Origin of the sequence: Micromonospora sp. NPDC050397 (assembly GCF_044901685.1) — a bacterium.
In the GTDB taxonomy this organism is placed as follows: Bacteria; Actinomycetota; Actinomycetes; order Mycobacteriales; family Micromonosporaceae; genus Micromonospora_G.
In genome coordinates this window covers 89,025-111,217 of the sequence record NZ_JBJDPS010000015.1, presented here as the reverse complement: position 1 = coordinate 111,217, position 22,193 = coordinate 89,025, and the positions used below count along the sequence as shown (strand labels likewise).

Genomic DNA, 22,193 nt, shown 5'->3' with positions numbered 1-22,193 from the left:
GCTCCGCTAGTGCCGGGTGGCCAGTTCGGCGAGGTCCGCGACCAACTGCTCGAAGCCGGGGCTGCCGAGGTGTCGTCGCTGCATGGCCCGCGACCGCCAGCGGAACCCCGGGTCCGCCAGGACCCGGGTGCACGCCTCGACCAGCGCCGACTCGGTCAGCTCGGCCACGTCCAACCGCACCCCCAGGCCGAGTTCGGCGATCCGGTCGGCGTTCGCCGGCTGGTCGGCGAAGACCGGCAGTGCCACCACCGGCACCCCGGCCGCCACCGCCTCGCGGGTCGCGCCGAAACCGGCGTGTGTCACGAAGAGGTCCACCGCGGTCAGCAACGTCCGCTGCGCCACGAACGGGGTCAGGTGGACGTTCGGCGGCGGCGGACCGACGACTTCGGCCAGCCCCGGCTGACCGCCCAGGCTCACCACCGCGTGGCACGGCAGCGCACCGAGCGCCGCCACCAGCGGCGGCAGCAGCTCGGCCATGCCGGGCAGGGTCAGCACCAGCGAGCCGAGGCTGGCCAGCACCACCGGCCGATCCGCCGGCAGCGCCGCGACGACCGGGTCGAGCGGTACGTCGTCGCGTGGCGCCGGCTCCCGGTAGTAGCGCCCGGTCGGCAGTCGCAACTCGGCCGGGTACCAGGCCCGGGGCAGCAGACCCGCGCGCAGGTACCGGTGCGGGTGCAGGGGTTGGCCGACCGGAGGCAGCCCGAGCGCCTCCCGCTGCGCGTCGAGGACGTCGCCCACCAGTGGCAGCTCGCGCATCGCGTACGGCGAGATGTCCAGGGTGACGTGCGGGATGCCGAGCGCCTCGGCGACCAGGTAGCCGCCGTACTCGGCCGGCTCGTGCACGATCACGTCGGGTTTCCAGTCGGCGGCTACCTCGAGCAGGTCCCGGGCGAAGCGCAGCGCGATCGGGCCGGCGTACGCCCGCGCGATCTGGTCCGCCGCGACCGGGTCGACGGCCCGCCGCCACGGCAGCATCAACCGCTGCGGCAGGCCGAACTCCTCGGCGAGCCGGGGGTCGTAGCGCAGCCGTTCCTGTCCCGCGACGTTCGGCAGCGGCAGCAGCGGCACGTCGTGCCGGGCCAGCTCGTCCGCCATCGAGGCGGCGGTGGCGACCGCGCTGGTGTGGCCCAGCGCCCGCGCCGCACGGGCCAGCGGCACCAGTGCGGGCACGAGGTGCGAGTAGATCGGCTGGCTGGTCAGCAGTATGCGCACGGGACGCGATGCTTCCCCGACACCCCGACCCCGTCAAGCTCGGTGTAAGGATGGGCCCCTTGTTAACGCTATGCGTTAACAAGGGGCCCATCCTTACACCCGAACGGTTGTCCATATTGGACTGATCTGGTCTCTGGCGGGTGGCGGGTGCCCGTGGAATGATTCACCGATCAGACGGTGAGGTGTTGTCAGGCCGGAGGCGGACATGTCGGTTTCAGCCGGGACCACGCTCGATGTCAGGCCGATCTCGGGCGCGCTCGGCGCGGAGATCCACGGCATCGACCTGACCAACCTGACCGACGAACTCTTCGCCGAGCTGCGCAGCCTGCTCCTACGCCACCTGGTCATCTTCGTGGTCGGGCAGACCGGGCTGACACCCGAGGCGCACGTGGACTTCGGGCGCCGGTTCGGCGAGGTGGAGCTGCATCCCTACCTGCCCCGGCTCGACGGCCACCCGGAGATCGTCGTGATCGACTCCGAGAACGGCGGCAAGGTCGACGTGTGGCACACCGACATGACCTTCCACCAGAGTCCGCCGCTCGCCTCGATCCTGCACCTGGTCAAGGCTCCGGGTGCGGGCGGCGACACGATGTGGACGAATCAGTACCTCGCCTACGAGCAGCTCTCCGCGCCGATGCGGCAACTCCTCGACGGCCTGACCGCGATCCACGTGATCCGGATCGGCAGCGAGTTCACCAGCCGGGCCGAACACCCGGTCGTCCGGGTGCATCCCGAGACCGGCCGCCGCTCGCTGTACGTCAACCGCCTCTTCACCTCGCACATCCCGCAGCTCAGCCGCAACGAGAGCGACGCGCTGCTGGAGTACCTGTTCGAGTTCTCCGAGGGGCCGCAGTTCACCTGCCGCTACCGCTGGCGGACCGGGGACGTGGCGGTCTGGGACAACCGGGTGACCCAGCACTACGCGGTGAACGACTACTTCGAGCCGCGCCGTGGCCAGCGGGTCACCATCCTGGGCGACCACCCCGAGGGCGAGCCGCCCCGGTGGGAGCACTACCGGGCCGCGCCGGGCCAGCGTTACTGGCCGGGCCGGGTGAACGCGGTCGAGAACTACTGATCGGCGTTGGCCCTCGTCCTGATGGTGGTGCACGGCACCGACGGTGACGTACTGCCGTTCGTGCGGGTGGCGGGCGCGCTGCGCGACCGGGGTCACCGGGTGACGGTGTTCAGCCACCAGTACTACGCCTCGGCCGTCCGGCGGGCCGGGTTGGACTTCGTGCCGGTCGACACCGTCGCCGAGTACGAGCACTACCTGCGCGACGCCGCCGGTCAGGTCGGGGCGACCGAGGCCCGGGACTTCCGGGACCACTTCGTCCGCAGCGGCCTGCTGACCCAACTCCGGTTCGAGTGCCGGGAGCTGCGTGACCGTTACCGCCCGGGCGAGACCGTGCTGGTCGGCTCGGCGATCTCCGGGCAGTCCGTGCTGATCGCCGCCGAGGCGCTCGACGCGCCCGTGGTCTGCCTGGCCCACGCGCCGTTCCAGCTCATGGCGCTGACCGGGGTGGCGCGCGCGTACCGGCTGGCGCTGGCCGACGAGATCAATTCCGTACGGGCCGAGTGGGCGTTGCCACCGGTGCGGGACTGGTCCGCCTGGATGGCGTCGGCCGACGCGTACGTCGGGCTCTGGCCGGACTGGTTCGACCGGGCGGGTCAACCGGCCCCGGCCGGGACCGAGCTGGCGGGTTTTGTGCTGGCCGACGAGGACGCGGAGCCCGACCTGCCGGAGCGGGCGAGGGCCCTGCTCGCCGGGGCGACCGCGCCGGTGCTGGTGACCGGTGGGACCGGGCGGCTGCTGCGACGGCGCTTCTACCACAGCGCGGTCGCGGCGATCGAGTCGTTGGGTCGCCCCGGACTGCTGGTGGTACGCCACCGTGACCTGGTACCCGACCCGCTGCCGCCGGACGTGCACTGGTTCGACCGGTTGCCGTTCCGGGCGGTGGTGCCCCGGGTGTCGGCGGTGGTGCACCACGGCGGGATCGGCACCCTCGGACGGGCCCTGGCCGGCGGCACCCCGCAGGTGATCCTGGCCGACGGGCTGGACCGTCCGGACAACGCGAGCCGGCTGGCCCGCCACGGGGTCGCGCGGTGGTTGCCACCGGAACGCTGGACCGCCACCGACATCGCCGACAGCCTCCGTCGGCCGTCCCCGACCCTCGCGGACCCGGCCGCCGGCCCGCCGCCGAGCAAACCACGCTCCCCGGAACCGGTCGACGGTTCGCCGACGGAGCGACAGCCAGCCCCAAAATCGGTCGACGGTTCGCCGACGGAGGGGCAGTCAACCCCGGAACCGGCCGACGGGGCGCCGCCGGAAGGACCGCGGCGGGCGGCGTGGCTGGTCGAGCGGGCGTACGCACGCCGGTCGTCGCCACGGGAGGCGTCCACCTGACCGACCCGCGCCAGCCCCTGCCCGCTGGGTCAGCGGCGCGCGGCCGGACCGGGAGCCGGCATCACGTACAGGTCGAGCAGCGGGGGGAGCGGGGCGATGCCGGGACCGCCCTCGCGTACCCATGCGGCGATGTCGTCCACCGCCCCGTCGTCGAGGACGAAGCCGAACCAGACCGGGCGGGCGCCGGCCGCCCGGCCCGCTCCGGAGGGGTGGACCACCAGCACGTTCGACCGTTCGCACGCGTCGAGACAGTCGTCGGTGATCCGTACCCGGTGCTCCGCGCCGATCGCGGCCCGGAGCCGGTCGACCTGGCCCTCGTGGTCGACGTCGGGGTGTTTGCGGGTCGAGCCGCAGCAGCAGCCCCGGCAGACGGTCAGGGCGCAGCCGGCCGGTGTCGACCAGCGGCGGCGGTTCGACCGTTCGGACGTCCCCTCGGATGGATGGCGCACCCGATCATCCTGACACCGCTGGGACCGGACGCCCACCCAGGTCCGCGTCGGCGTCCGGGGCCGGGCCGGTCCGAAGACCGACACGGCCGCCGAAAGAGGATCTTTGGCGAGACCGGTACGGGATGCGAGGCTGGTTCGGTGAACCGTGGAGCATCGTGGTGACCGGCCAACTACTCGCCGTCAGTGACCTGCACGTCGGCCACCCGGACAACCGGGCCATCGCGGCCGACCTGCGGCCGGGGTCCGACGACGACTGGCTGCTCGTGGCCGGGGACGTGGGTGAGATGTCGACCGACATCGAATCCACCCTGACCCTGTTGGCCAGCCGCTTTGCCAAGGTCATCTGGGCGCCCGGAAACCACGAGCTGTGGACACCGCCCAGCGATCCGCTCCAGCTCCGTGGCGAGGAGCGCTACCAGCACCTGGTACGGATGTGCCGCTCGATCGGCGTGCTCACCCCGGAGGACGAGTACCCGGTCTGGCATGGTGCCGGCGGCCCGGTCACCGTCGCCCCGCTCTTCCTGCTCTACGACTACTCGTTCCGGCTGCCGGGACTGAAGGACAAGGCGGCGTCACTCGCGTACGCGTACGAGACCGGTGTGGTCTGCACCGACGAGTTCCTGCTGCACCCCGACCCGTACCCGAGCCGGGAGGAGTGGTGCTGGGACCGGGTGGAGCGGACCGAGCGTCGGCTGGCCGCCTGCGACCCGGATCTCCCCACCGTCCTGGTCAACCATTACCCGCTGGTCCGTGAGCCGACCGACGTGCTGCGCTACCCCGAGTTCGCCCAGTGGTGCGGCACGGACCGGACGGCCGACTGGCACCTGCGGTTCCGGGCGGCGGTGGCGGTCTACGGCCACCTGCACATCCCCCGGACGACCTGGCACGACGGCGTACGGTTCGAGGAGGTCTCGCTCGGCTACCCCCGGGAGTGGCGGCAGCGCCCCACGCCCCCACGGGTGCCGCGCCCGGTCCTGGCCGAAGTGGGAGCGGCCCGGTGATCGAGCGGCTGCTGACATCGAGGGTGGTCGCGGTGGAGGCGTTCGACGACAACCTGCCGGCGCCGCTCTTCCCGGAGGAGGAGGCGCTGGTGGCCAACGCCGTCGGCAAGCGTCGGCGGGAGTTCGCCACCGCGCGTCGCTGTGCCCGGGAGGCACTGGCCGGGCTCGGTCTGCCCCCGGTGGCGGTGCCGTCCGGGCCGAAGCGGGAGCCGGTCTGGCCGATTCGGGTACGCGGGAGCATCACCCACTGCGACGGCTACCGGGCCGCGGCGGTGGCCTGGAGCGCCGACCTGCTGACCGTCGGGATCGACGCGGAACCGGACCAACCGTTGCCGGCCGGGGTGCTCGACGCCGTCGCGCTGCCCGAGGAGGTACGCGCGCTCGCCGAGCTGGCGGCGGCGGACGGCTCGGTCAACTGGGACCGGCTGCTCTTCTGCGCCAAGGAGGCGGTCTACAAGGCATGGTTCCCGCTCACCCGCCGCTGGTTGGACTTTCACGAGGCGAGGGTGGAGATCCAGCCGACCGCCGCGACCTTCACCGCCACGCTGTTGGTGCCGGGGCCACGGGTTGACGGTGGGCCACTGACCGGGTTCACCGGGCGCTGGCTCGCCGAACGGGGTCTACTGGTCACCGCGATCGGGTTGCCCGCGACCTGACTTCGCTCAATTCTCGTCAAAATCGGGCCAATGGCAGGTGAAAGTCCCACCTTGGCCTCTGCGAGTTACACCGCGTATGCGCGTTACGGTGTCTCCCGCCGGGCCGCGTTTCATCTGCGGCCGACCCGGCGGGGTGCTTCCGGGGTGCATATTGCATGGTGGACATCCGAGCCCGGCTCACCAGGAAGGGGTGGCCGGGCCCGACTCCGAAGGGCGACCGATATCCGGCGCAGGGGCCGGCCGGACACCTCGCCGGGCGCTATCGATTGGCCCCCTGAGCTGGCCGCTCAGTGGTTGTTGTAGGCCTCGACCACCGAAGCCGGAATCCGACCGCGCTCGGAAACGTCGTAGCCGTTCTTGGAGGCCCATTCCCGGATGGCCTTGTTCTGGTCCCGGTCGCTGCGGGTGGGAGCGGCGTTGCCGCTGCGACGGGCTGGCCGCCGGCTTTCCACGCCACCACGCCCGACGCGGGTGCCCGCGTTGATGTACGGGTCGAGCACCTTGCGGAGCTTGCCCGCGTTCTCTTCGGACAGATCAATGGTGTAGCTGACGCCGTCGAGCCCGAACTCGACAGTGCGGTCGGCTTCGCCGCCGTCGAGGTCGTCGGTCAGGACGGTGATTACCTTTTTAGCCATGGTTGATCACTCCACGTGAACAATGGGGTTCGTGGTGATGAGTTTGACTCATCAATCACTGATTTTGCAACGTTCGACCATTGTCCGCATGGCGTGGCGGCGCCCGCCGCCCGAAAACACGGCCCACCGGCATAAGCGCCGCCGCCGGCAGCCCTCCCGGTTAGGTGGGTGCCGACGGCGGCCGGTACGGTAGGGAACGCCGTTGCCCTTGTTAAGCCGGGGCGGTCCATTTCTGGTTTGCCGCGCCCGTGCAGGTCCAGATCTGCAGCGGCGTGCCGTCGGCGGTCGCGTTACCCGTCACATCCAGGCACTTGTTCGCCTGCGGATTCACCAGGTCACGGCTGGTCGTGTAGGTCCATGTCTGGGCTGCCGAACCGTTGCAGGTGTAGAGCTGGACGCGGGCCCCGTTCAGGGTGGACCCACCGCTGACGTCGAGGCATTTGCCGAGTGCGCGTACGGTGCCGTCGGTGGCCCGGGTCCACCGCTGGGCGGTTGTTCCGTTGCAGCCGTACAACTGCACCGGGGTGCCGTCGGCGGAGTTGGCCCCGGCGATGTCGACGCATTTTCCGGCCAGCCCGGTGATCTGCCCGGTGGGTCCGGTCGCCGGAGGTTGGGTCGGACCGGTGCCCTGGGTCCCGGCCCAGGTGAAAGTGGCCGAGGTCCGGGCCGGCAGGGCATAGGTGAAGGACTGGTTGCCCCAGTTCACCTTGACGTTCTGGGTGCCGCCGGTGGTGTTGTACGCGATCAGCGCCTTGGAGCCGTCCGGGTTCTTCCAGGCCACGTTCGGCACCGACCCGTTCGCCGACGAGTCGATCCGGTACGCCCCCGGCTTCACGAACTTGGTCAGGTGCCCCATCGTGTAGTACTCGACGGTGTAGTCGACCTGGCCGTGTCGACCGTCCCCGTTGTGCACGGTGACCAGGCCGGTGCAGGTGCCACAGCCGCCGTTGTGCGGGCCCATGTTCTGGTCGAGCGCCAGGCTCCACTTGATCCAGCTCTTGTCCCAGTTGCGGGTGTAGTTGACCAGGTTGACCATGTCCTCCGAGTGCTGGTCGGTGACCCAGGTGCCGCCGGAGTGCTCGGTCATGTACGCGTTCACGTTCGGGTACTGGTTGTGGACGGCGGTCTGCTTGCTGACGTCGCCGCCGTATCCGTGCCAGGCGATGCCGCCGAAGAGCGGGTCGTTGCGGATCGCCGGATCGTTGACCAGCGGAGCCGCCCAGACGTCGTACTCGTTCCAGTTCCAGTCGTGGACCAGGACCTTGGTGTTGTTGATTCCGGCGGCGCGGAATGCGGGATAGAGGTGGTTCTTGGTGAACTCCTGCAACCCCGAGGCGTTCCACTGCATCGACGGGTAGCTCGAGCAGCAGGTGGGCTCATTCTGTGCGGTCACGTAGTCGACGTTGACGCCCTGCGCCGCGTACCCCTGCACGTACCGGGCGAAGTACTGCGCGTAGGTGGGGTAGTGCTGCCATTGCAGCCAGCCCTGGAGGTAGTTGTTGTTGTCCTTCATCCACGGCGGCGCGGTCCACGGCGAGGCCATCACCTTCAACGCCGGGTTGAGGCTCTTGGCCTGTTTGGTCAGCGCGATGACACTGCTGTCGCGGGAGAGCGAGAAGTCGTTCAGGTCGCAACAGGTGTCGTCGTAGGTGTAGCTGAACCGGGCCAGGTCGGAGGCGCCCATGGGGTTGCGGGTGAAGCTCAGGCCGATCCCGTTCACCGGGTCGTAGAGTGCGCGCATCACGCTGTCCCGGGTGGCGGTGCTGAGCGCCCCGCTGCCGTGGATGAGCCAGGCGGCGGTGTCGGTGAACGACGCGCCGCCCCCCTCGAACTGCTGGTAGGTCGTGTTCTCGTTGACGGTGAGGGTCTGGTTGCCGGCTCCGCTGCTCGCGGCGAAGGCGATCGGGGTCTGCGGTTGCAGTCCACGGGTGACGTTGCGACCACGGGCGTCCGAGGTCGTGGTCAACCAGACGTTGACCTGCTCGCCGGCCGCGTGCGCGGCGGGTGCCGCGCGGAGCACTGCCAGGCTGGTCGCGGCCAGGCAGGCCGCCAGGAGTCCGGCCCACAATGCGCGTCGGCGGGCCGCTCCGGTCGGTAGGTGGGGGGCGACGAGCGGTGGAGTCGCTGTCGATGGCACAGATTCTTCCCTTCCGCGAGGAGTTTTCTGGCGGGAGGTTCGCGCCCCGCGCCCGGTCGACGGGGGCGGTCACCGCCCGGTCGGCGCCCGGCGGGCCGCGGCCGGGGCGGAGCTGCTGTGCTGGTCGGCCGGGGTGCGATGCCCGTGAGCGTCCGCGTTGTCCCCGTCGAGCGGGGGTGCCGCATCGACGGTTATGAAGAGGTAGCACGTCCTCGAAGCTAACTGCAAGGTTTGTTTAGAAATTCGAGTTGTTACGCGACCGTGATTGACGTGGCCCGCGTCACTCCGGTTGACTCGGCCCGGAACCGCTTCCGCAACCGGTTCCGAAAATCTCGTTAACAGTCCTGACACGAAAGGGTGCTTGACGTGCCGATCACCATCGCCGATGTCGCGGCCCGGGCCGGGGTCAGTAAGACCACCGTCTCGCGGGTGCTCAACGGCAAGGGTGAACTCGACGTGCAGACGGCGGCGCGGGTCCGCCGGGTGATCGACGAGTTGGGCTACGTGCCGAGCGCCCGGGCGGTCGGGTTGGCCCGGGGACGTACCCGGGTGGTCGGGATGCTGGTCCCGTCGCTCACCTGGCCCTGGATGGGGGAGGTTCTCCAGGGTGCGGTGGACGTGGTGGAGACCGAGGGTTACGGCCTGCTGTTGTTCACCTGCAACCGGGGTGAGGAGTCGATGCGGCAGTTCGCCTCGCAGGTGTCGGCAAAATCGTTCGACGGGCTACTGGTGATCGAGCCCGAGGGGACCCTCGACTACATCACCGACCTGCACGCGCGCGGCCTGCCGGTGGTGCTCATCGACGACCGGGGACACCAGCCGCTGTTTCCGTCGGTGGCCACCACGAACCGTAGCGGCGGGGCCGCCGCCGCCCGGCACCTGCTGGAACTCGGCCGGCGTCGACCCCTGGTCATCACCGGGATCGAACCCTTCGGCTGCACCCAGGAGCGACTGGCCGGGTTCGGCGACGTCTACGCCGAGGCGGGCTCGCCGCTGGATCCCCGGATGATCGTGGAGGGGGATTTCACCTTCGACCGCGGCCGAGCCGTGGTCAAGCAGATGATGGCCGACGGCGTCGAGTTCGACGCGGTCTTCGCCCACAACGATCTGTCGGCGGCCGGTGCCCTGCTGGCCATCCGGGAGGCGGGCCGGCGGGTGCCGGAGGACGTCGCCCTGGTCGGCTTCGACGACATCCCGTACGCCTCGCACACCGATCCGCCGCTGACCACGGTGCACCAGCCGATGCGTCAGATGGGCGAGGCCGCGGCCCGGATGCTGTTGGCGCACTTCGACGGCACCCCGCTGCCCGACGCACCACACGTGCTCCCCACCACGCTGATCGTCCGAGCCTCGACCATGGTTCCCGCCTGACCCCGACCGCGATCCCGACCGGTCCCACCCCGACCGGTCGGTTCGTCTCCGCCAACCACCCACACTGGCCGCCCCACCACCGACCAGAGCACCCGTAGCGTTGCCCAGCCGATGGTGAGAGCGCTTTCACCCGTACCGCCGAGAGAGCGCTCTACCGGATCGGACGGGTCCTGTCCCACCTGCTTCCGACAACCCCGAAGACCACCCTCACCACCACGAAACAGGGAGGAATACATGCACGTCAGACGGACTCTAGCGCTGGCCCTCGCCAGCGTGACGGCACTCGGTGCGCTCGCCGCCTGCGGCGACAGCCCGAACGCCAACCGGGACGGGAACAACGCCCCGTCCGTACTGAACATCGGCATGCCGAACGGTCCGCAGACCGAGAACCACAACCCGTTCCTCAGCTCCGCCTCCGCCGCGTCGCTCGGCTACCGGTGGCAGATCTACGAGCCCCTGATCATGGACAACCTGATCCGCCCCTCGGACGCCGGCAAGCCGTGGCTGGCCACCAAGGCGGAGTGGACCAACGGCTACAAGACCCTCGCGCTCACCATCCGCGACGGCGTCAAGTGGTCCGACGGCAAGCCGTTCAGCGCCGAGGACGTCGTCTTCACCTTCGACCTGATCAAGAAGACCGATGCGCTGAACGTGAACGCGCTCCCGCTGCTGGACATCACGAGCAGCGGCAGCACGGTCACGATCAACTTTGGCGCGGCCCAGTTCGTGAACCAGCACAAGATCCTCACCACCATCCCGATGGTGCCCAAGCACATCTGGTCCACCATCTCGGACCCGTCGACCGACATCAACAAGAACCCGGTCGGCACCGGCCCGTACACGCTCAAGTCGTTCACCCCGCAGACCACGACGCTGACCGTGCGGGACAGCTACTGGCAGGACCTGCCCAAGGTCAAGGAACTGCGCTACACGTCGTACAACGACAACAACGCGCAGACCACGGCCCTGGCCAACGGCGAGTCGGAGTGGAGCTTCGTCTTCATCCCCAACTACAAGACCGTCTACGTCGACAAGAACCCGCAGTTCAACAAGGTCTGGCCGGCGTCCGTACTCGGCATCCACGGCCTGTACATCAACACCACCAAGAAGCCGTTCGACAACCCGGCGCTGCGCCGGGCGATGAACATGGTGATCAACCGGAACGACATCTTCGTCCAGGCCGAGGCCGCCTACTTCCACCCCGAAGTGACCTCGGTGACCGGCATCCCGCTGCCGGCCGGTGAGTCGTTCATCGCGCCCGAGTACAAGGGCCAGATGCACAAGGTCGACGTGGAGGGCGCCAAGGCGCTGCTCGCCCAGTCGGGCTTCAAGCTCGAGGGCAACGTGCTCAAGGACCCGACCGGCAAGCCGGTCACGCTCAACCTGAGCGACCCGGCCGGCTGGTCCGACTACATCACCAGCCTGGAGATCGTGAAGGACAACCTGTCCCAGATCGGTATCGCCGCCACGGTGGAGAAGGCCAACCAGGATGCCTGGTTCACCTCGGTCGAGGAGGGCAACTTCGAGGCCAGCTTCCGCTGGACCAACGGTGGCGCCACCCCGTACGACATCTACCAGACCATCATGGACGGTCGGCTGCTCAAGCCGATCGGCACCGCGTCGCCGCAGGGCAACTTCGGTCGGTTCAACAACCCCGAGGCGACCGCCGCGCTCGAGGCGTACGCCAACGCCCCCGACGACGCCGCCCGTACCACCGCCATGAACACGCTCCAGAAGATCTTCGTCGAGCAGATGCCGATGATCCCCGTCGGCGCGGACAACGCCGGTGGCGCGTACGTCACGAAGAACTGGGTGGGCTGGCCGGACGACCAGAACCCGTACGCCCCGGCCCAGCCGACCCAGCCGAACGCGGTCGACGTCGTGCTCCACCTCAAGCCCGCTTCCTGATCCGATCGCGTCGCCTCCCGGGTGTGCCGCACCGGCCACCCGGGGGGCGACGCCGCCGCGCGGGACGGCATCGACGCGCGGGGATCAGCTCTCTTCGACAGGAGCTCCGGCATGACCTTGAGCGAGACCTCCGCCCCTGCCCTGACCGAGGTGGTGCTGGAGGCGGACGGCCTGACCAAACATTTCCCGGTCCGACGGCGGGCCCGGGACCTTCTCTCCCGCGAGCGGCGGGTGGTGCACGCGGTCGACGACGTGAGCCTGGTGCTGCGCCGGGGCCGGGTCACCGCGCTCGTCGGCGAGTCCGGCTCGGGCAAGTCCACGGTGGCGCGCCTGCTGGCCCAGCTCTACCAACGCACCTCCGGCGACATCCGGCTGCACGGCGAGTCGGTCACCGTACGCGGTGGCCGGCGGTTCCGGGCGTACGCCCGCCGGGTGCAGCTCACCTTCCAGGACCCGTTCGCCTCGCTGAACCCGGTCCATACCGTCCGTTACCACCTCACCCGGTCGCTGCGCATCCACGGCCACGGCGGCAACTCCCCGGCCGAACTGGAACAGGCCCTGCACGGCCTGCTCGGCCGGGTGTCGCTCACCCCGCCGGAGCGCTACATCGACAAGTTCCCGCACGAACTCTCCGGCGGCCAGCGTCAGCGGGTGGCGATCGCCCGCGCGCTCGGCGCCGACCCCGAGGTGCTGCTCGCCGACGAACCGGTCTCGATGCTCGACGTGTCGATCCGGCTCGGCGTGCTGAACCTGCTGCGCGACCTCAAGGAGCGGCTGAACCTGGCCATCCTCTACATCACCCACGACATCGCCTCGGCCCGCTACTTCGCCGACGACACCCTGGTCATGTACGCCGGACGGATGGTCGAGGGCGGGGACAGCGAGACCGTCACCCAGCGCCCGGCACACCCGTACACCCGGCTGTTGATCGCCTCGGCGCCGGACCCGGACCGGATCCAGGGCTCGCCCACCGAGGCCGCCGAGGCCACCCCGGACGATCGGGGCGGCGGCGAGCCGCCCAGCCTGATCGACCCACCGGCCGGCTGCCGGTTCCACCCGCGCTGCCCGAGCGCGATGCCGCGCTGCGCCACCGCGCTGCCGCCCCGGCTGGCGGTGCTGGGGGAGCCGGGCCACTGGGCGTCCTGCTGGCTCTACGACCCGGAGAACACCGAGACACCGGGCTCGGCCGCCCGCGAGGTACGGACGGTGGCGCCGTGAAGTTCCTGCTGCAACGGATCGCGTTCTACCTGTTCACCGCGTGGGCCGCGATCACCATCAACTTCTTCATCCCCCGGATGATCCCGGGCGACCCGGTGCAGTCGTTGATCTCCCGTTACCAGGGCCAGATCAGCACCCAGGCCATGCAGTCGCTCTACGTCCTGTTCGGCCTCGACAAGGACAAGAGCGTCTGGCAGGAGTACGTCGAGTACTGGGGCCAGCTCTTCCGCGGCGACCTGGGCCTGTCGTTCACGTTCTTCCCGGCGCCGGTCTCCCAGGTGCTCTCCGACAGCCTGCCCTGGACCCTGGCCCTGGTCGGCATCACCACCGTGATCAGCTTCTTCGTCGGCACCGCGCTCGGGGTGGTGGCCGGCTGGCGGCGCGGCTCCTGGATCGACGGGCTGCTCCCCGCGACCACGTTCCTCTCCTCCATCCCGTACTTCTGGCTCGGCCTCATCTCGATCGCCCTGCTGGCCGGACCGGGCAGCTTCTTCCCCTCCTCCGGCGGTTACGAACCGGGCCTGGTGCCGGCGTTCGACCACTACTTCATCGGCAGCGCGGTCCAGCACAGCATCCTGCCGGCGTTCACCATCCTGATCTCGTCGGTCTCCGGCTGGATCCTGAGCATGCGCAACATGATGGTCACCGTCGCGGCCGAGGACTACATCACCGTGGCGCACGCGAAGGGCCTCTCCGAGCGGCGGGTCGCGGTCAGCTACGCCGCCCGCAACGCGCTGCTGCCCAACGTCTCCGGGTTCGCGCTGTCGCTCGGGTTCATCGTCGGCGGCACCCTGCTGGTGGAGATCGTCTTCTCCTATCCCGGCCTCGGGTTCCAGCTCTTCCAGGCGGTCGGGTCCAAGGACTACCCGCTGATGCAGGGCATCTTCCTCGTCATCACGCTCTCGGTGCTGCTGGCGAACCTGCTGGCGGACCTGGCGTACCTGGCCCTGGACCCCCGCACCCGCAAGGAGGGCTGAGCGGTGACCATTCCCACCAGCAGCATCGACGCCGTCACCCCCGCCGGGCCGGTGACCGAGGCCGCGCCGCCGGCCGCCGCGCGTCGCCGCCGGTTCCGGTTCGTGGCCAACCCCAAGGCGGCGACCGGGCTGGTCATCCTGGGCTTCTTCCTGCTGATCGCGGTGATCGGTCCGTGGATCGCCCCGTACGACCCGTCGGCGCGCGGCGCCGACCTGGTCGCGCCGCCGTCGGGCGAGCACTGGTTCGGCACCACCCACCTCGGCCAGGACATCTTCAGTCAGGTGCTGGTCGGCACCCGGGGCGTCATCTTCGTCGGTTTCCTGGCCGGAGCGGTCGCGACCGTACTGTCGGTCCTGATCGGGGTCACCGCCGGATATCTCGGCGGGGCCGCCGACGAGGGGCTCTCCGCGCTGTCGAACGTCTTCCTGGTGATCCCGGCGCTGCCGCTGGTCATCATCCTCGCCTCGACCATCGAGTCGGCCGGCGACCTGGTCGTCGCCCTGGTCATCGGGTTCACCTCGTGGGCCTGGGGAGCGCGGGTGCTGCGCGCGCAGACCCTGTCGCTGCGCCGGCGGGACTACGTGGAGGCGGCCCGGGCCAGCGGCGAGAGCACCTGGCGGATCGTCCTGTTCGAGATCCTGCCGAACCTGACCGCGATCATCGCCTCGAACTTCGTCGGCACCGTGATCTTCGCCGTGATGTCCGAGATCACCCTGGCCTTCATCGGCATCTCGACCATCTCCGAGTGGAACTGGGGCACCATCCTGTTCTGGGCGCAGAGCCAGCAGGCCCTGGCCCAGGGCGCGTGGTGGTGGTTCGTCCCGGCCGGACTCGCGATCGCCATCCTCGGCACCGCGCTGTCGCTGGTCAACTTCGGGATCGACGAGTTTGTCAGCCCGCGCCTGCGCAGCAGCGGCAAGGCGAAGACGCGTACCGCCGACGGCCGGGTGGTCCGGATGCGGGTCGGCTTCACGCCGGTGCTCGCCGCACCGTCGTCGACCCCACCGCCGGTGCCCGAGGGTGCCGCCGTGCTCAGCAACGCCGAGGGAAAGGCGGCCGGGCGATGACCCGACCCGTGCTGGAGATCAGGAACCTGAACGTCGACTACGGCCTCGGCGACCAGGCCGTACGCGCGGTCCGGGAGGTCAACCTCACCCTGCACCGGGGCGAGGTGCTCGGCCTCGCGGGGGAGAGCGGCAGTGGCAAGTCCACCCTGGCGTACGGGGTCACCCGGCTGCTGCCACCCCCGGGCGTGATCAGCGGCGGCTCGGTGCTCTACCACCCGCCGAGCGGCGAGCCGATCGACATCATGACGCTCAGCCCGGCGCAACTGCGCGCCTTCCGCTGGGCCGAGACCTCGATCGTGTTCCAGGGGGCGATGAACTCGCTCAACCCGGTGCACAAGGTCTCCACCCAGCTCATGGACGTGATCCAGGCGCACGAGCCGACGATGAGCCCGGCCGCCCGGCTGGCCCGCGCCCGCGAGCTGCTCAAGCTCGTCGGCATCGCGGCCGACCGGCTGGACAGCTACCCGCACCAGCTCTCCGGCGGCATGCGCCAGCGGGTCATGATCGGCATGGCGCTCGCCCTGGAACCGCAGATCGTCATCATGGACGAGCCCACCACGGCGTTGGACGTGGTGATGCAGCGGCAGATCCTCGGCCAGCTCGTGGAGCTGCGCGAACGGCTCGGCTTCTCGGTCCTGTTCATCACCCACGACCTGTCGCTGCTGGTCGAGTTCTCCGACCGGATCGCGATCATGTACGGCGGACGGATCGTCGAGGAGGCACCGGCCGCCGCGCTGTACCGCGACTCGCTGCACCCGTACAGCGGGGGGTTGTTGAACTCCTTCCCGGCGCTGCGCGGCCCCCGGCGTGAGCTGAGCGGTATCCCCGGCTCGCCGCCGGACCTGCGCGGCATGCCCAGCGGCTGTTCGTTCCACCCGCGTTGCCCCAAGGCGTTCGAGCCCTGTGCCACCGAGATCCCGCCGCTCGGCGTACCGAAGGAGGGCACGGCGGTGGACCGGAGCGTGGCCTGCTGGCTGCACCCGGTCCGCGAGTCCGTCACCATCCGCCAGCGATGACCGGCCACCGGGCGGGCGCGCGCGGCCCACCACGACCCCACCCGTCCCAGCAGCCCGACCCCAGTTCCCACACCCGATCAGGAGAGACATGGACACGACCGCCCCGACACTCGATCCTGCCCGCGTGGCCAGCGGTCAACCCGATCCGATCGACACCCTGCCCGCCGACTTCCGTTGGGGCGTCGCGACCTCGTCGTACCAGATCGAGGGTGCCGTCGCCGAGGACGGACGCACCCCATCGATCTGGGACACCTTCTGCCGGGTGCCCGGCGCGGTGCACAACGGTGAGCACGGGGACGTCGCCTGCGACCACTACCACCGGATGCCCTCCGACGTCGGGCTCATGCGCGACCTCGACGTGGACACGTACCGTTTCTCGGTGGCGTGGCCCCGGGTGCAGCCCGGTGGCCGTGGTCCGGCCAACCCCGCCGGTCTCGCCTTCTACGACCGGTTGGTGGACGAACTGCTCGCCCAGGGCATCGACCCCTGGGTCACGCTCTACCACTGGGACCTGCCGCAGGAGCTGGAGGACGCGGGCGGCTGGCCGGCCCGGGACACCGCCTACCGGTTCGCCGACTACTCCATGCTCGTCTTCGACCAGCTCAGCGACCGGGTACGCACCTGGACCACGCTGAACGAGCCGTGGTGCTCGGCGATGCTCGGCTACGCGTACGGGCGGCACGCCCCGGGCCGGCGTGACTTCGAGGCGGGCATGCACGCCGTGCACCACCTGCTGCTCGGGCACGGGCTGGCCACCCAACGGATGCGGGCCGCCGCGAGCGGGCCGGTGGACCTCGGCATCACGTTGAACATGAGCACCTCCGTCGCGGCCAGCGAGAGCGAGCCGGACCTGAACGCCGCGCGCCGGGCGGACGGGCTCGGGGTGCGGATCTACCTCGACCCGCTGGTGCACGGTCAGTACCCGCGCGACGTGGTCGCGGACCTCGCCGCGCGGGGGATCGAGCTGCCGGTGCGCGACGGCGACCTGGAGATCATCTCGACGCCGATCGACGTGCTCGGGGTCAACTACTACTTCAGCACCCAGCACTCCGGCGTGGACGAGCAGGGCCGCACCGAGGACGCCGAGGGGCTGCCGGTCGACCGGGAGGTGCCGTTCGGCCGCCCGCGTACGGCGATGGACTGGGAGATCGTGCCCGAGGGCTTCACCGAGCTGCTGGTACGACTCAGCCGGGACTACCCGGGCCTGCCCATGGTGATCACCGAGAACGGCTCGGCCTTCGACGACAAGCCGGACGAGAACGGCTTTGTCGCCGACGACGACCGGATCGACTACTTCGCCTCGCACATCGGCGCGGTCGCCCTGGCCCGTCAGCAGGGCGCTGACATCCGTGGCTACTTCGCCTGGTCACTGCTGGACAACTTCGAGTGGGCGTACGGCTACGACAAGCGGTTCGGCATCATCCGGGTCGACTACGACACCCAGGTGCGTACGCCCAAACGCAGCGCCCTCTGGTACCGCGACACCATCCGCCGCACCCGCACCACCGACAAGTAACCCGCCCCGCCCACACCGCCCCGCCGCCCGTCCCACCCCGCCCGTCCTTGTTGATAATGATGTTGTCGCGGTGGTCCGGGTGTTCCCGGTGCGACAACCTCAGGATCGACGGGCGGGGACGCTCGCGCGGCGGGGGCGGTGTGGTGGGTGGGGGCTAGGGCCCGGGCCCTCGGTCCGGCATCGCGCGCGCTGGTTCAACAGCCGGACCGCCCCTGCTCGCCTGTCCGTGACCGTCATCCGAGACAACTCGCGCGACTTTCGGTCGGCTTGACGCATGCCCTTATGGGCATATGATGGTTGCCATGGCACGAGCAGCGACGACGTCCGACACGTTCAACGCGATTGCCGAGCCGCAGCGCCGGGACATCCTGGCGCTGCTGCGCGAGGGTGAGTGGCCGGTGACCGACCTGGCCGAGCGGCTGGGAATGAGTCAGCCGCGGGCGTCCAAGCACCTGCGGGTGCTCCGGGAGGTGGGGCTGGTGCGGGTTCGCGAGGCGGGCAAGCAGCGCCTCTACGGCCTGGACGCCCGGGGGCTGCGGCCGATCCACGAGTGGGTCGGCGGGTTCGAGCGGTTCTGGAACGAGAGTTTCGACCGGCTGGACACCTACGTGCAGGAGCTCAAGCAGACACAGCAGGAGGAGTGACCGATGGCAGAGGCAAGGCAGAAAGCGCGGGCGGAGCGGGCGACGGCCGACCGGGAGATCGTGATCTCCCGGGTCGTCGACGCCCCTCGGGAGTTGGTGTTCGAGGCGTTCACCGAGGTCCGGCACCTCTCCCGGTGGTGGGGGCCGGAGGGGTTCACCACCACCACGCGGTCCTTCGAGTTCCGCGAGGGCGGGGAGTGGGACTTCGTGCTGCACGGGCCGGACGGGACCGACTATCCCGAGTGGATCACCTGGACCGGGATCGTCCCACCCGAGCGGATCACGCTGCTGCACGGTGAGGCCCGCGACGACCCGAACGCCTTCGAGTCGGTCCTGACCTTCGCGCCGGACGGCGCGGCGACCCGGATCGTGATGCGCACCGTCTTCCCCACCAAGGAGCTGCGGGACGAGGCGGTCGAGAAGTACCACGCGATCGAGGGCGGCCAGCAGACCCTGGGCAACCTGGCGGCCTACGTCGCCGACCTCGCGGGAAAGGGGACGGAGGACTGATGGCCGGGAAGGTGTTCTTCAGCGTGTCGATGTCGCTGGACGGCTTCAGCGCGTCCGAGTCGATGGAGGGCATTCTCGCCACGCCCGAGCAGCGGGAGCGGGACCCGAGGCTGGGGCGTTGGATGGCACAGTGGATGGAGTTGCAGGCGTGGATCTTCCCGCTGCGGTTCTTCCGGGAGAACCTGAAGCTGGGCCAGGGCGGCGAGGAGGGCCGCGACAACGACATCGCCCGGGAGACGTTCGAGCGCACCGGCGCGAGCGTCATGGGCAAGCGCATGTTCGACCTCGGCGAGCCGACCTGGCCGGCGGAGGCGCCCTTCCACACCTCGGTCTTCGTCGTGACGCACACCGAGCGTGAGCCGTGGCAGCGACCCGGCGGCACCACGTTCCACTTCGTCAACGACGGCATCGAGCGCGCCCTCGACCAGGCCCGTGAGGCCGCCGGGGACCGGGACGTCCGCATTGCCGGCGGCAGCGCGACGATCCTGGAGTACCTCAACGCCGGCCTGGTCGACGAGTTCTCGATCGCGCTCGCACCCGTGCTGTTCGGCGCCGGCACCCGCCTGTTCGACGGTGTGGACGCGTCCAGGGTCGCGCTGGCGCCGGTCCGGTCGGAGGCGTCGTCGCGGGTGACGCACCTGACCTACGCCGTACGTCCACGGTAGCCGCGCCAATACCACGCCCCGGAGGCTCAGCAGGTCGAGTGCGGCAACGCCCCGACCCGAGTCGAGGCGGCCAGTTCGTTGTGGACGCGTACCGCCTCACGGGTCTCCAGAACATGTACGGCCATACCCCGGCTCTCCAACAGATCCAGCGTCTCGACCATTACCGAGAGTTGCCGTTGCATGCCAATGCCGAGCACCACGGCGGTTACCCCGTTGTCGACCAGTTCGGCCATCGCCGATCGGGCTTGTTCACCGTGCCGCCGAGGAGCGCCTCGTAGAACCCGGCGAGGGCGAGCACGTCCGGGCAGTCCAGCACCACACACTGTAGTTTGCCGATCATGACTCTCCTCCGGCGATCGCGGTGATTGTCGTACGTCTGTGTTTGGCTGTCGGTTCGGGTCCTGCCGGACCAACCTCCGTGCCGGCCCGACTCTGGAGCAGGCCCGATTTACGAGCAAGCCGATTTTCGAGCCGACCCGACCTACTGACGGAGAGAGTGGATTCGATGAGCGAGGATCTGACGACCGTTGCGCCCGAGCCGCTGGCACTGCTGTCGCGCGCGTTGGACCAGGCGGGCGAGGTCCTCGCGCGGGTGCGCGAGGAGCAGCATGATCTGCCGACGCCGTGCCGATCCTGGACGGTGGCGCGGCTCGGCGACCATCTCGTGTACGACCTGAGCCAGTTCGCCCTGACCGCCACCGGTGGCACACCGGACTGGTCCGCGCCGGTGCCACCGGTGGTCGGGGATCGGGCCGCCATCTTCCGCAAGGGCGCGGCCGACCTGCTCGAACTCTGGCGCGCCGCCGGTGACCTGACCGGGACGATCACGCTGCCCGGGCTGGGTGAGGTGCCGGCCCGATTCCCGGTCGACCAGCAGACCGCCGAGTTCGCCATGCACGCCTGGGACCTCGCCACCGCCACCGGCCAGTCGACCGACCTCGACCCGCAGGTCGGGCAGTCGTCCCTGGACTGGGTGCGGCGTACGTTGCAGCCACACTTCCGGGCCAAGGAGGTCGACGGTGGCGCGTTCGGACCCGAGGTCCCGATCGCCGACGACGCCCCGCTCTACGACCGTCTCGCCGCGTTCGCCGGCCGGAGTCCGGGTGACGCGTAACCGTACGGTCAGGTGTTGAATTCGTCGGCAACCCGGTCCAGCGGAACATCCTTAATCAGGACACCTGGGACCTCCGGGCCCGTCGTGCAGGGTGTCGCCGTATGGGAGATCGAACTGAGCCACAGGCGGAACGAACCTCGGGCACCCGACTCCGAGCAGTGCTCTACGTACCCGACGACGCGGATCGGAAGCGTTGGCTGCAACGAGGAACCGACTGGTGCGAGCTGCGCGGGTACGACTTGGCCTCGTTGGTGCTCGACGCCAGCGGATCGCGCTGGGCAGGCGTCTTTTCCGCCCTGAGGACGGGCAACGCGGACGTGGCGATCGTCGGCGAGCGGCGCCAGATCCCACCCGCCGTACCACGTATCGAGGTCATCTCAGAGGAACGCATCCGGCTCGCCGCGGCCGGGAGGAATCGGCGGCGTCCGCAGCTTGTTCGCCGGTAAGATCCGAGTGCCCGTTCGACGGGCACTCGGATCAGTCAGAGCAGGTGTACTCGCTCGGTACTGCCGTCGCGTCCGAGCAGGGTCAGGCTCCCGCCGCCGCGCTCGACCAGCTCCAGGACCAGGTTGTAGACGACGAGCGCCCGGTTGATCGTGTCCGTCTTCGTGTCCCGGGTCCGCGTACAGGCCAAAGTCATCGCGTCAACGGCGCGCGGTGTCAGGTTGGTCGTGACCTTTGTCAGCGACCGGACGAACTCCGGCTCGGTCACGGCGCTGCGGTCGCCCACGGCAACAGCAGCAGCCCCGGCGACACGGGCTCGCTGTGCTGGGCCCGGTACGTCAGCGCCCACGCCATCTGCCGGCACCCGTCCGGCCGGCATTGGAGACACCGGCGCCCGTCGGCGTGCCCCTCGATCGTGCGCACGGCGGCGGCCGCGAGCGCCGTCGGCGAGGTGGCCTCGTCGTTGCGGCTCACGGCTGGCCGTCCCGCTTGGCCACCGCGCGCTCGACGGCGCGGAGGGCGATGTACTCGGCGATGCACGACTCGTGGTCCGGCCGGTCGGGGCACGTCTCCTTGTGGCCGGACACCCACATCTCACGCTCGTTACCGCGCAGCCGGGTCTCGATCCGGTCGACATCGCCGAGGCGGATGGTCTTGGAGTTGGGGCTGGGCTCCCGGTCGTAGCCCTCGTACCACTCGCCGGGCTGGAGTTCCACGCCCAGACCGCGCAGCACCACGCCGCGCAGCACCACGTCCCTCGCCATCACCACTCACCCGGCTTGATCAGGCCCTGGACGCTGGCTAGCTCGGGACAACCGGTCGCCGTGCACTGCGGGCACGTCCCCCCGCCCTGATGCTGCGCCTTGATTCGTAGCGCCCGCTGCACGGTTTCCAGGGCGGCGCTCACGCCGGCCACCGCCCCCGGTTACCCCGGACCGGGCGGGCGCTGTGCCGTCGGCCGGTGCCGATCGTGGCCCGGCCGACCACGGCGGAGACCAGGTCCCGGCGGGTCGGGTTGGCGGGTGGCTCCGGCTTCGGCGCGGGTGCCGGCTCGGCGGACGGGACCGGGTCAAAGCCGTCCGGGCCGTCGGCGAACCACTTTCGGCGGGTGCTGTTCATCATCACCTCCGGGACGGAAAAGAGGCCGGTGGCGCGGCGACCGTCCCAGAGTGCCGCGCCCCGGGCACCAGCCCGCCTCGGGGGACGCGGGCCGGTGCGAGACGGCGCGACGACCCCCACACCCTCGGC

25 protein-coding genes are annotated in these 22,193 nt (G+C 70.1%); 15 read left to right on the top strand and 10 right to left on the bottom strand.

Going from position 1 to position 22,193, the window contains the following annotated elements; genetic code table 11:
* Positions 1–6: 6 nt before the first annotated feature.
* Positions 7–1,212: a glycosyltransferase gene (locus ACI2K4_RS30870; protein WP_404516419.1), complete on the bottom strand. Its 1,206-nt coding sequence runs from the start codon at positions 1,210–1,212 to the stop codon at positions 7–9.
* Positions 1,213–1,417: 205 nt separating this feature from the next.
* On the opposite strand from ACI2K4_RS30870, the gene ACI2K4_RS30865 reads away from it, so the two are divergent.
* A complete protein-coding gene (locus ACI2K4_RS30865) occupies positions 1,418–2,287 on the top strand; it encodes a TauD/TfdA dioxygenase family protein (RefSeq protein WP_404516417.1) in 870 nt (289 codons plus the stop codon).
* Between the two features lie 6 nt (positions 2,288–2,293).
* Complete coding sequence (locus ACI2K4_RS30860; protein ID WP_404516416.1) at positions 2,294–3,616, top strand: glycosyltransferase; 1,323 nt, start codon at positions 2,294–2,296, stop codon at positions 3,614–3,616.
* Between the two features lie 29 nt (positions 3,617–3,645).
* On the opposite strand, the gene ACI2K4_RS30855 is transcribed toward ACI2K4_RS30860, so the two are convergent.
* Positions 3,646–3,993, bottom strand: a complete 348-nt coding sequence (locus ACI2K4_RS30855) for a hypothetical protein (RefSeq protein ID WP_404516437.1) — start codon at positions 3,991–3,993, stop codon at positions 3,646–3,648.
* A gap of 194 nt (positions 3,994–4,187) precedes the next feature.
* Here ACI2K4_RS30855 and ACI2K4_RS30850 point away from each other — a divergent pair, with 194 nt between their 5' ends.
* Entirely contained in the window at positions 4,188–5,066 is an 879-nt protein-coding gene (locus ACI2K4_RS30850; RefSeq protein ID WP_404516414.1) for a metallophosphoesterase family protein, read from the top strand.
* Entirely contained in the window at positions 5,063–5,722 is a 660-nt protein-coding gene (locus ACI2K4_RS30845) for a 4'-phosphopantetheinyl transferase (protein ID WP_404516412.1), read from the top strand. The genes ACI2K4_RS30850 and ACI2K4_RS30845 overlap by 4 nt, the downstream gene beginning before the upstream one ends.
* A gap of 287 nt (positions 5,723–6,009) precedes the next feature.
* On the opposite strand, the gene ACI2K4_RS30840 is transcribed toward ACI2K4_RS30845, so the two are convergent.
* Together ACI2K4_RS30840 and ACI2K4_RS30835 are read right to left on the bottom strand one after the other, a co-directional pair.
* The gene (locus ACI2K4_RS30840; RefSeq protein WP_404516411.1) at positions 6,010–6,357 is read right to left on the bottom strand and encodes an Lsr2 family protein; all 348 of its coding nucleotides are present in this window, start codon (positions 6,355–6,357) and stop codon (positions 6,010–6,012) included.
* Positions 6,358–6,568: 211 nt separating this feature from the next.
* Positions 6,569–8,494, bottom strand: coding sequence for a ricin-type beta-trefoil lectin domain protein (locus tag ACI2K4_RS30835; protein ID WP_404516410.1), 1,926 nt, complete (start codon positions 8,492–8,494; stop codon positions 6,569–6,571).
* 366 nt (positions 8,495–8,860) lie between these two features.
* On the opposite strand from ACI2K4_RS30835, the gene ACI2K4_RS30830 reads away from it, so the two are divergent.
* The 10 genes from ACI2K4_RS30830 to ACI2K4_RS30785 all read left to right on the top strand — a co-directional run bounded on the left by ACI2K4_RS30830 (position 8,861) and on the right by ACI2K4_RS30785 (position 19,387).
* Positions 8,861–9,865, top strand: a complete 1,005-nt coding sequence (locus ACI2K4_RS30830; RefSeq protein WP_404516409.1) for a LacI family DNA-binding transcriptional regulator — start codon at positions 8,861–8,863, stop codon at positions 9,863–9,865.
* A gap of 234 nt (positions 9,866–10,099) precedes the next feature.
* Complete coding sequence (locus ACI2K4_RS30825) at positions 10,100–11,773, top strand: ABC transporter substrate-binding protein (protein WP_404516408.1); 1,674 nt, start codon at positions 10,100–10,102, stop codon at positions 11,771–11,773.
* Positions 11,774–11,884: 111 nt separating this feature from the next.
* Complete coding sequence (locus ACI2K4_RS30820; RefSeq protein ID WP_404516407.1) at positions 11,885–12,991, top strand: ABC transporter ATP-binding protein; 1,107 nt, start codon at positions 11,885–11,887, stop codon at positions 12,989–12,991.
* Positions 12,988–13,968: an ABC transporter permease gene (locus ACI2K4_RS30815; RefSeq protein WP_404516406.1), complete on the top strand. Its 981-nt coding sequence runs from the start codon at positions 12,988–12,990 to the stop codon at positions 13,966–13,968. The genes ACI2K4_RS30820 and ACI2K4_RS30815 overlap by 4 nt, the downstream gene beginning before the upstream one ends.
* A gap of 3 nt (positions 13,969–13,971) precedes the next feature.
* Positions 13,972–15,036, top strand: a complete 1,065-nt coding sequence (locus tag ACI2K4_RS30810) for an ABC transporter permease (protein ID WP_404516405.1) — start codon at positions 13,972–13,974, stop codon at positions 15,034–15,036.
* The gene (locus ACI2K4_RS30805; RefSeq protein ID WP_404516404.1) at positions 15,033–16,052 is read left to right on the top strand and encodes an ABC transporter ATP-binding protein; all 1,020 of its coding nucleotides are present in this window, start codon (positions 15,033–15,035) and stop codon (positions 16,050–16,052) included. The genes ACI2K4_RS30810 and ACI2K4_RS30805 overlap by 4 nt, the downstream gene beginning before the upstream one ends.
* A gap of 88 nt (positions 16,053–16,140) precedes the next feature.
* Entirely contained in the window at positions 16,141–17,568 is a 1,428-nt protein-coding gene (locus ACI2K4_RS30800; protein ID WP_404516403.1) for a GH1 family beta-glucosidase, read from the top strand.
* 302 nt (positions 17,569–17,870) lie between these two features.
* Positions 17,871–18,212 carry an ArsR/SmtB family transcription factor gene (locus ACI2K4_RS30795; protein WP_404516402.1) on the top strand — a complete coding sequence of 114 codons (342 nt, stop codon included), beginning with the start codon at positions 17,871–17,873 and terminating at the stop codon, positions 18,210–18,212.
* Positions 18,213–18,215: 3 nt separating this feature from the next.
* A complete protein-coding gene (locus ACI2K4_RS30790) occupies positions 18,216–18,722 on the top strand; it encodes an SRPBCC family protein (protein ID WP_404516400.1) in 507 nt (168 codons plus the stop codon).
* Positions 18,722–19,387: a dihydrofolate reductase family protein gene (locus ACI2K4_RS30785; RefSeq protein ID WP_404516399.1), complete on the top strand. Its 666-nt coding sequence runs from the start codon at positions 18,722–18,724 to the stop codon at positions 19,385–19,387. Before ACI2K4_RS30790 ends, ACI2K4_RS30785 begins: the two co-directional genes overlap by 1 nt.
* A 26-nt stretch (positions 19,388–19,413) precedes the next feature.
* On the opposite strand, the gene ACI2K4_RS30780 is transcribed toward ACI2K4_RS30785, so the two are convergent.
* Positions 19,414–19,620, bottom strand: a complete 207-nt coding sequence (locus ACI2K4_RS30780) for an MTH938/NDUFAF3 family protein (protein ID WP_404516398.1) — start codon at positions 19,618–19,620, stop codon at positions 19,414–19,416.
* Positions 19,593–19,727, bottom strand: coding sequence for a VOC family protein (locus tag ACI2K4_RS30775; RefSeq protein WP_404516396.1), 135 nt, complete (start codon positions 19,725–19,727; stop codon positions 19,593–19,595). Before ACI2K4_RS30775 ends, ACI2K4_RS30780 begins: the two co-directional genes overlap by 28 nt.
* A gap of 165 nt (positions 19,728–19,892) precedes the next feature.
* Here ACI2K4_RS30775 and ACI2K4_RS30770 point away from each other — a divergent pair, with 165 nt between their 5' ends.
* Complete coding sequence (locus tag ACI2K4_RS30770) at positions 19,893–20,501, top strand: TIGR03086 family metal-binding protein (protein WP_404516394.1); 609 nt, start codon at positions 19,893–19,895, stop codon at positions 20,499–20,501.
* 481 nt (positions 20,502–20,982) lie between these two features.
* On the opposite strand, the gene ACI2K4_RS30765 is transcribed toward ACI2K4_RS30770, so the two are convergent.
* The 4 genes from ACI2K4_RS30765 to ACI2K4_RS30750 all read right to left on the bottom strand — a co-directional run bounded on the left by ACI2K4_RS30765 (position 20,983) and on the right by ACI2K4_RS30750 (position 22,067).
* Positions 20,983–21,213: a hypothetical protein gene (locus ACI2K4_RS30765; RefSeq protein WP_404516392.1), complete on the bottom strand. Its 231-nt coding sequence runs from the start codon at positions 21,211–21,213 to the stop codon at positions 20,983–20,985.
* Positions 21,210–21,419, bottom strand: coding sequence for a hypothetical protein (locus tag ACI2K4_RS30760; protein WP_404516391.1), 210 nt, complete (start codon positions 21,417–21,419; stop codon positions 21,210–21,212). The genes ACI2K4_RS30765 and ACI2K4_RS30760 overlap by 4 nt, the downstream gene beginning before the upstream one ends.
* Complete coding sequence (locus tag ACI2K4_RS30755) at positions 21,416–21,709, bottom strand: hypothetical protein (RefSeq protein ID WP_404516390.1); 294 nt, start codon at positions 21,707–21,709, stop codon at positions 21,416–21,418. Before ACI2K4_RS30755 ends, ACI2K4_RS30760 begins: the two co-directional genes overlap by 4 nt.
* A 139-nt stretch (positions 21,710–21,848) precedes the next feature.
* Positions 21,849–22,067: a hypothetical protein gene (locus ACI2K4_RS30750; RefSeq protein ID WP_404516389.1), complete on the bottom strand. Its 219-nt coding sequence runs from the start codon at positions 22,065–22,067 to the stop codon at positions 21,849–21,851.
* Positions 22,068–22,193: the final 126 nt, after the last annotated feature.

What these genes read in the sequence shown, in the direction of transcription:
- ACI2K4_RS30795 (WP_404516402.1), top strand. Translation starts at nt 17,871, where the DNA reads ATGGCACGAGCAGCGACGACGTCCGACACGTTCAACGCGATTGCCGAG.
- ACI2K4_RS30775 (WP_404516396.1), bottom strand. Translation starts at nt 19,727, where the DNA reads ATGATCGGCAAACTACAGTGTGTGGTGCTGGACTGCCCGGACGTGCTC.
- ACI2K4_RS30865 (WP_404516417.1), top strand. Translation starts at nt 1,418, where the DNA reads ATGTCGGTTTCAGCCGGGACCACGCTCGATGTCAGGCCGATCTCGGGC.
- ACI2K4_RS30785 (WP_404516399.1), top strand. Translation starts at nt 18,722, where the DNA reads ATGGCCGGGAAGGTGTTCTTCAGCGTGTCGATGTCGCTGGACGGCTTC.
- ACI2K4_RS30755 (WP_404516390.1), bottom strand. Translation starts at nt 21,709, where the DNA reads ATGGCGAGGGACGTGGTGCTGCGCGGCGTGGTGCTGCGCGGTCTGGGC.
- ACI2K4_RS30780 (WP_404516398.1), bottom strand. Translation starts at nt 19,620, where the DNA reads ATGGCCGAACTGGTCGACAACGGGGTAACCGCCGTGGTGCTCGGCATT.
- ACI2K4_RS30825 (WP_404516408.1), top strand. Translation starts at nt 10,100, where the DNA reads ATGCACGTCAGACGGACTCTAGCGCTGGCCCTCGCCAGCGTGACGGCA.
- ACI2K4_RS30770 (WP_404516394.1), top strand. Translation starts at nt 19,893, where the DNA reads ATGAGCGAGGATCTGACGACCGTTGCGCCCGAGCCGCTGGCACTGCTG.
- ACI2K4_RS30805 (WP_404516404.1), top strand. Translation starts at nt 15,033, where the DNA reads ATGACCCGACCCGTGCTGGAGATCAGGAACCTGAACGTCGACTACGGC.
- ACI2K4_RS30850 (WP_404516414.1), top strand. Translation starts at nt 4,188, where the DNA reads ATGCGAGGCTGGTTCGGTGAACCGTGGAGCATCGTGGTGACCGGCCAA.
- ACI2K4_RS30800 (WP_404516403.1), top strand. Translation starts at nt 16,141, where the DNA reads ATGGACACGACCGCCCCGACACTCGATCCTGCCCGCGTGGCCAGCGGT.
- ACI2K4_RS30790 (WP_404516400.1), top strand. Translation starts at nt 18,216, where the DNA reads ATGGCAGAGGCAAGGCAGAAAGCGCGGGCGGAGCGGGCGACGGCCGAC.
- ACI2K4_RS30840 (WP_404516411.1), bottom strand. Translation starts at nt 6,357, where the DNA reads ATGGCTAAAAAGGTAATCACCGTCCTGACCGACGACCTCGACGGCGGC.
- ACI2K4_RS30820 (WP_404516407.1), top strand. Translation starts at nt 11,885, where the DNA reads ATGACCTTGAGCGAGACCTCCGCCCCTGCCCTGACCGAGGTGGTGCTG.
- ACI2K4_RS30750 (WP_404516389.1), bottom strand. Translation starts at nt 22,067, where the DNA reads ATGATGAACAGCACCCGCCGAAAGTGGTTCGCCGACGGCCCGGACGGC.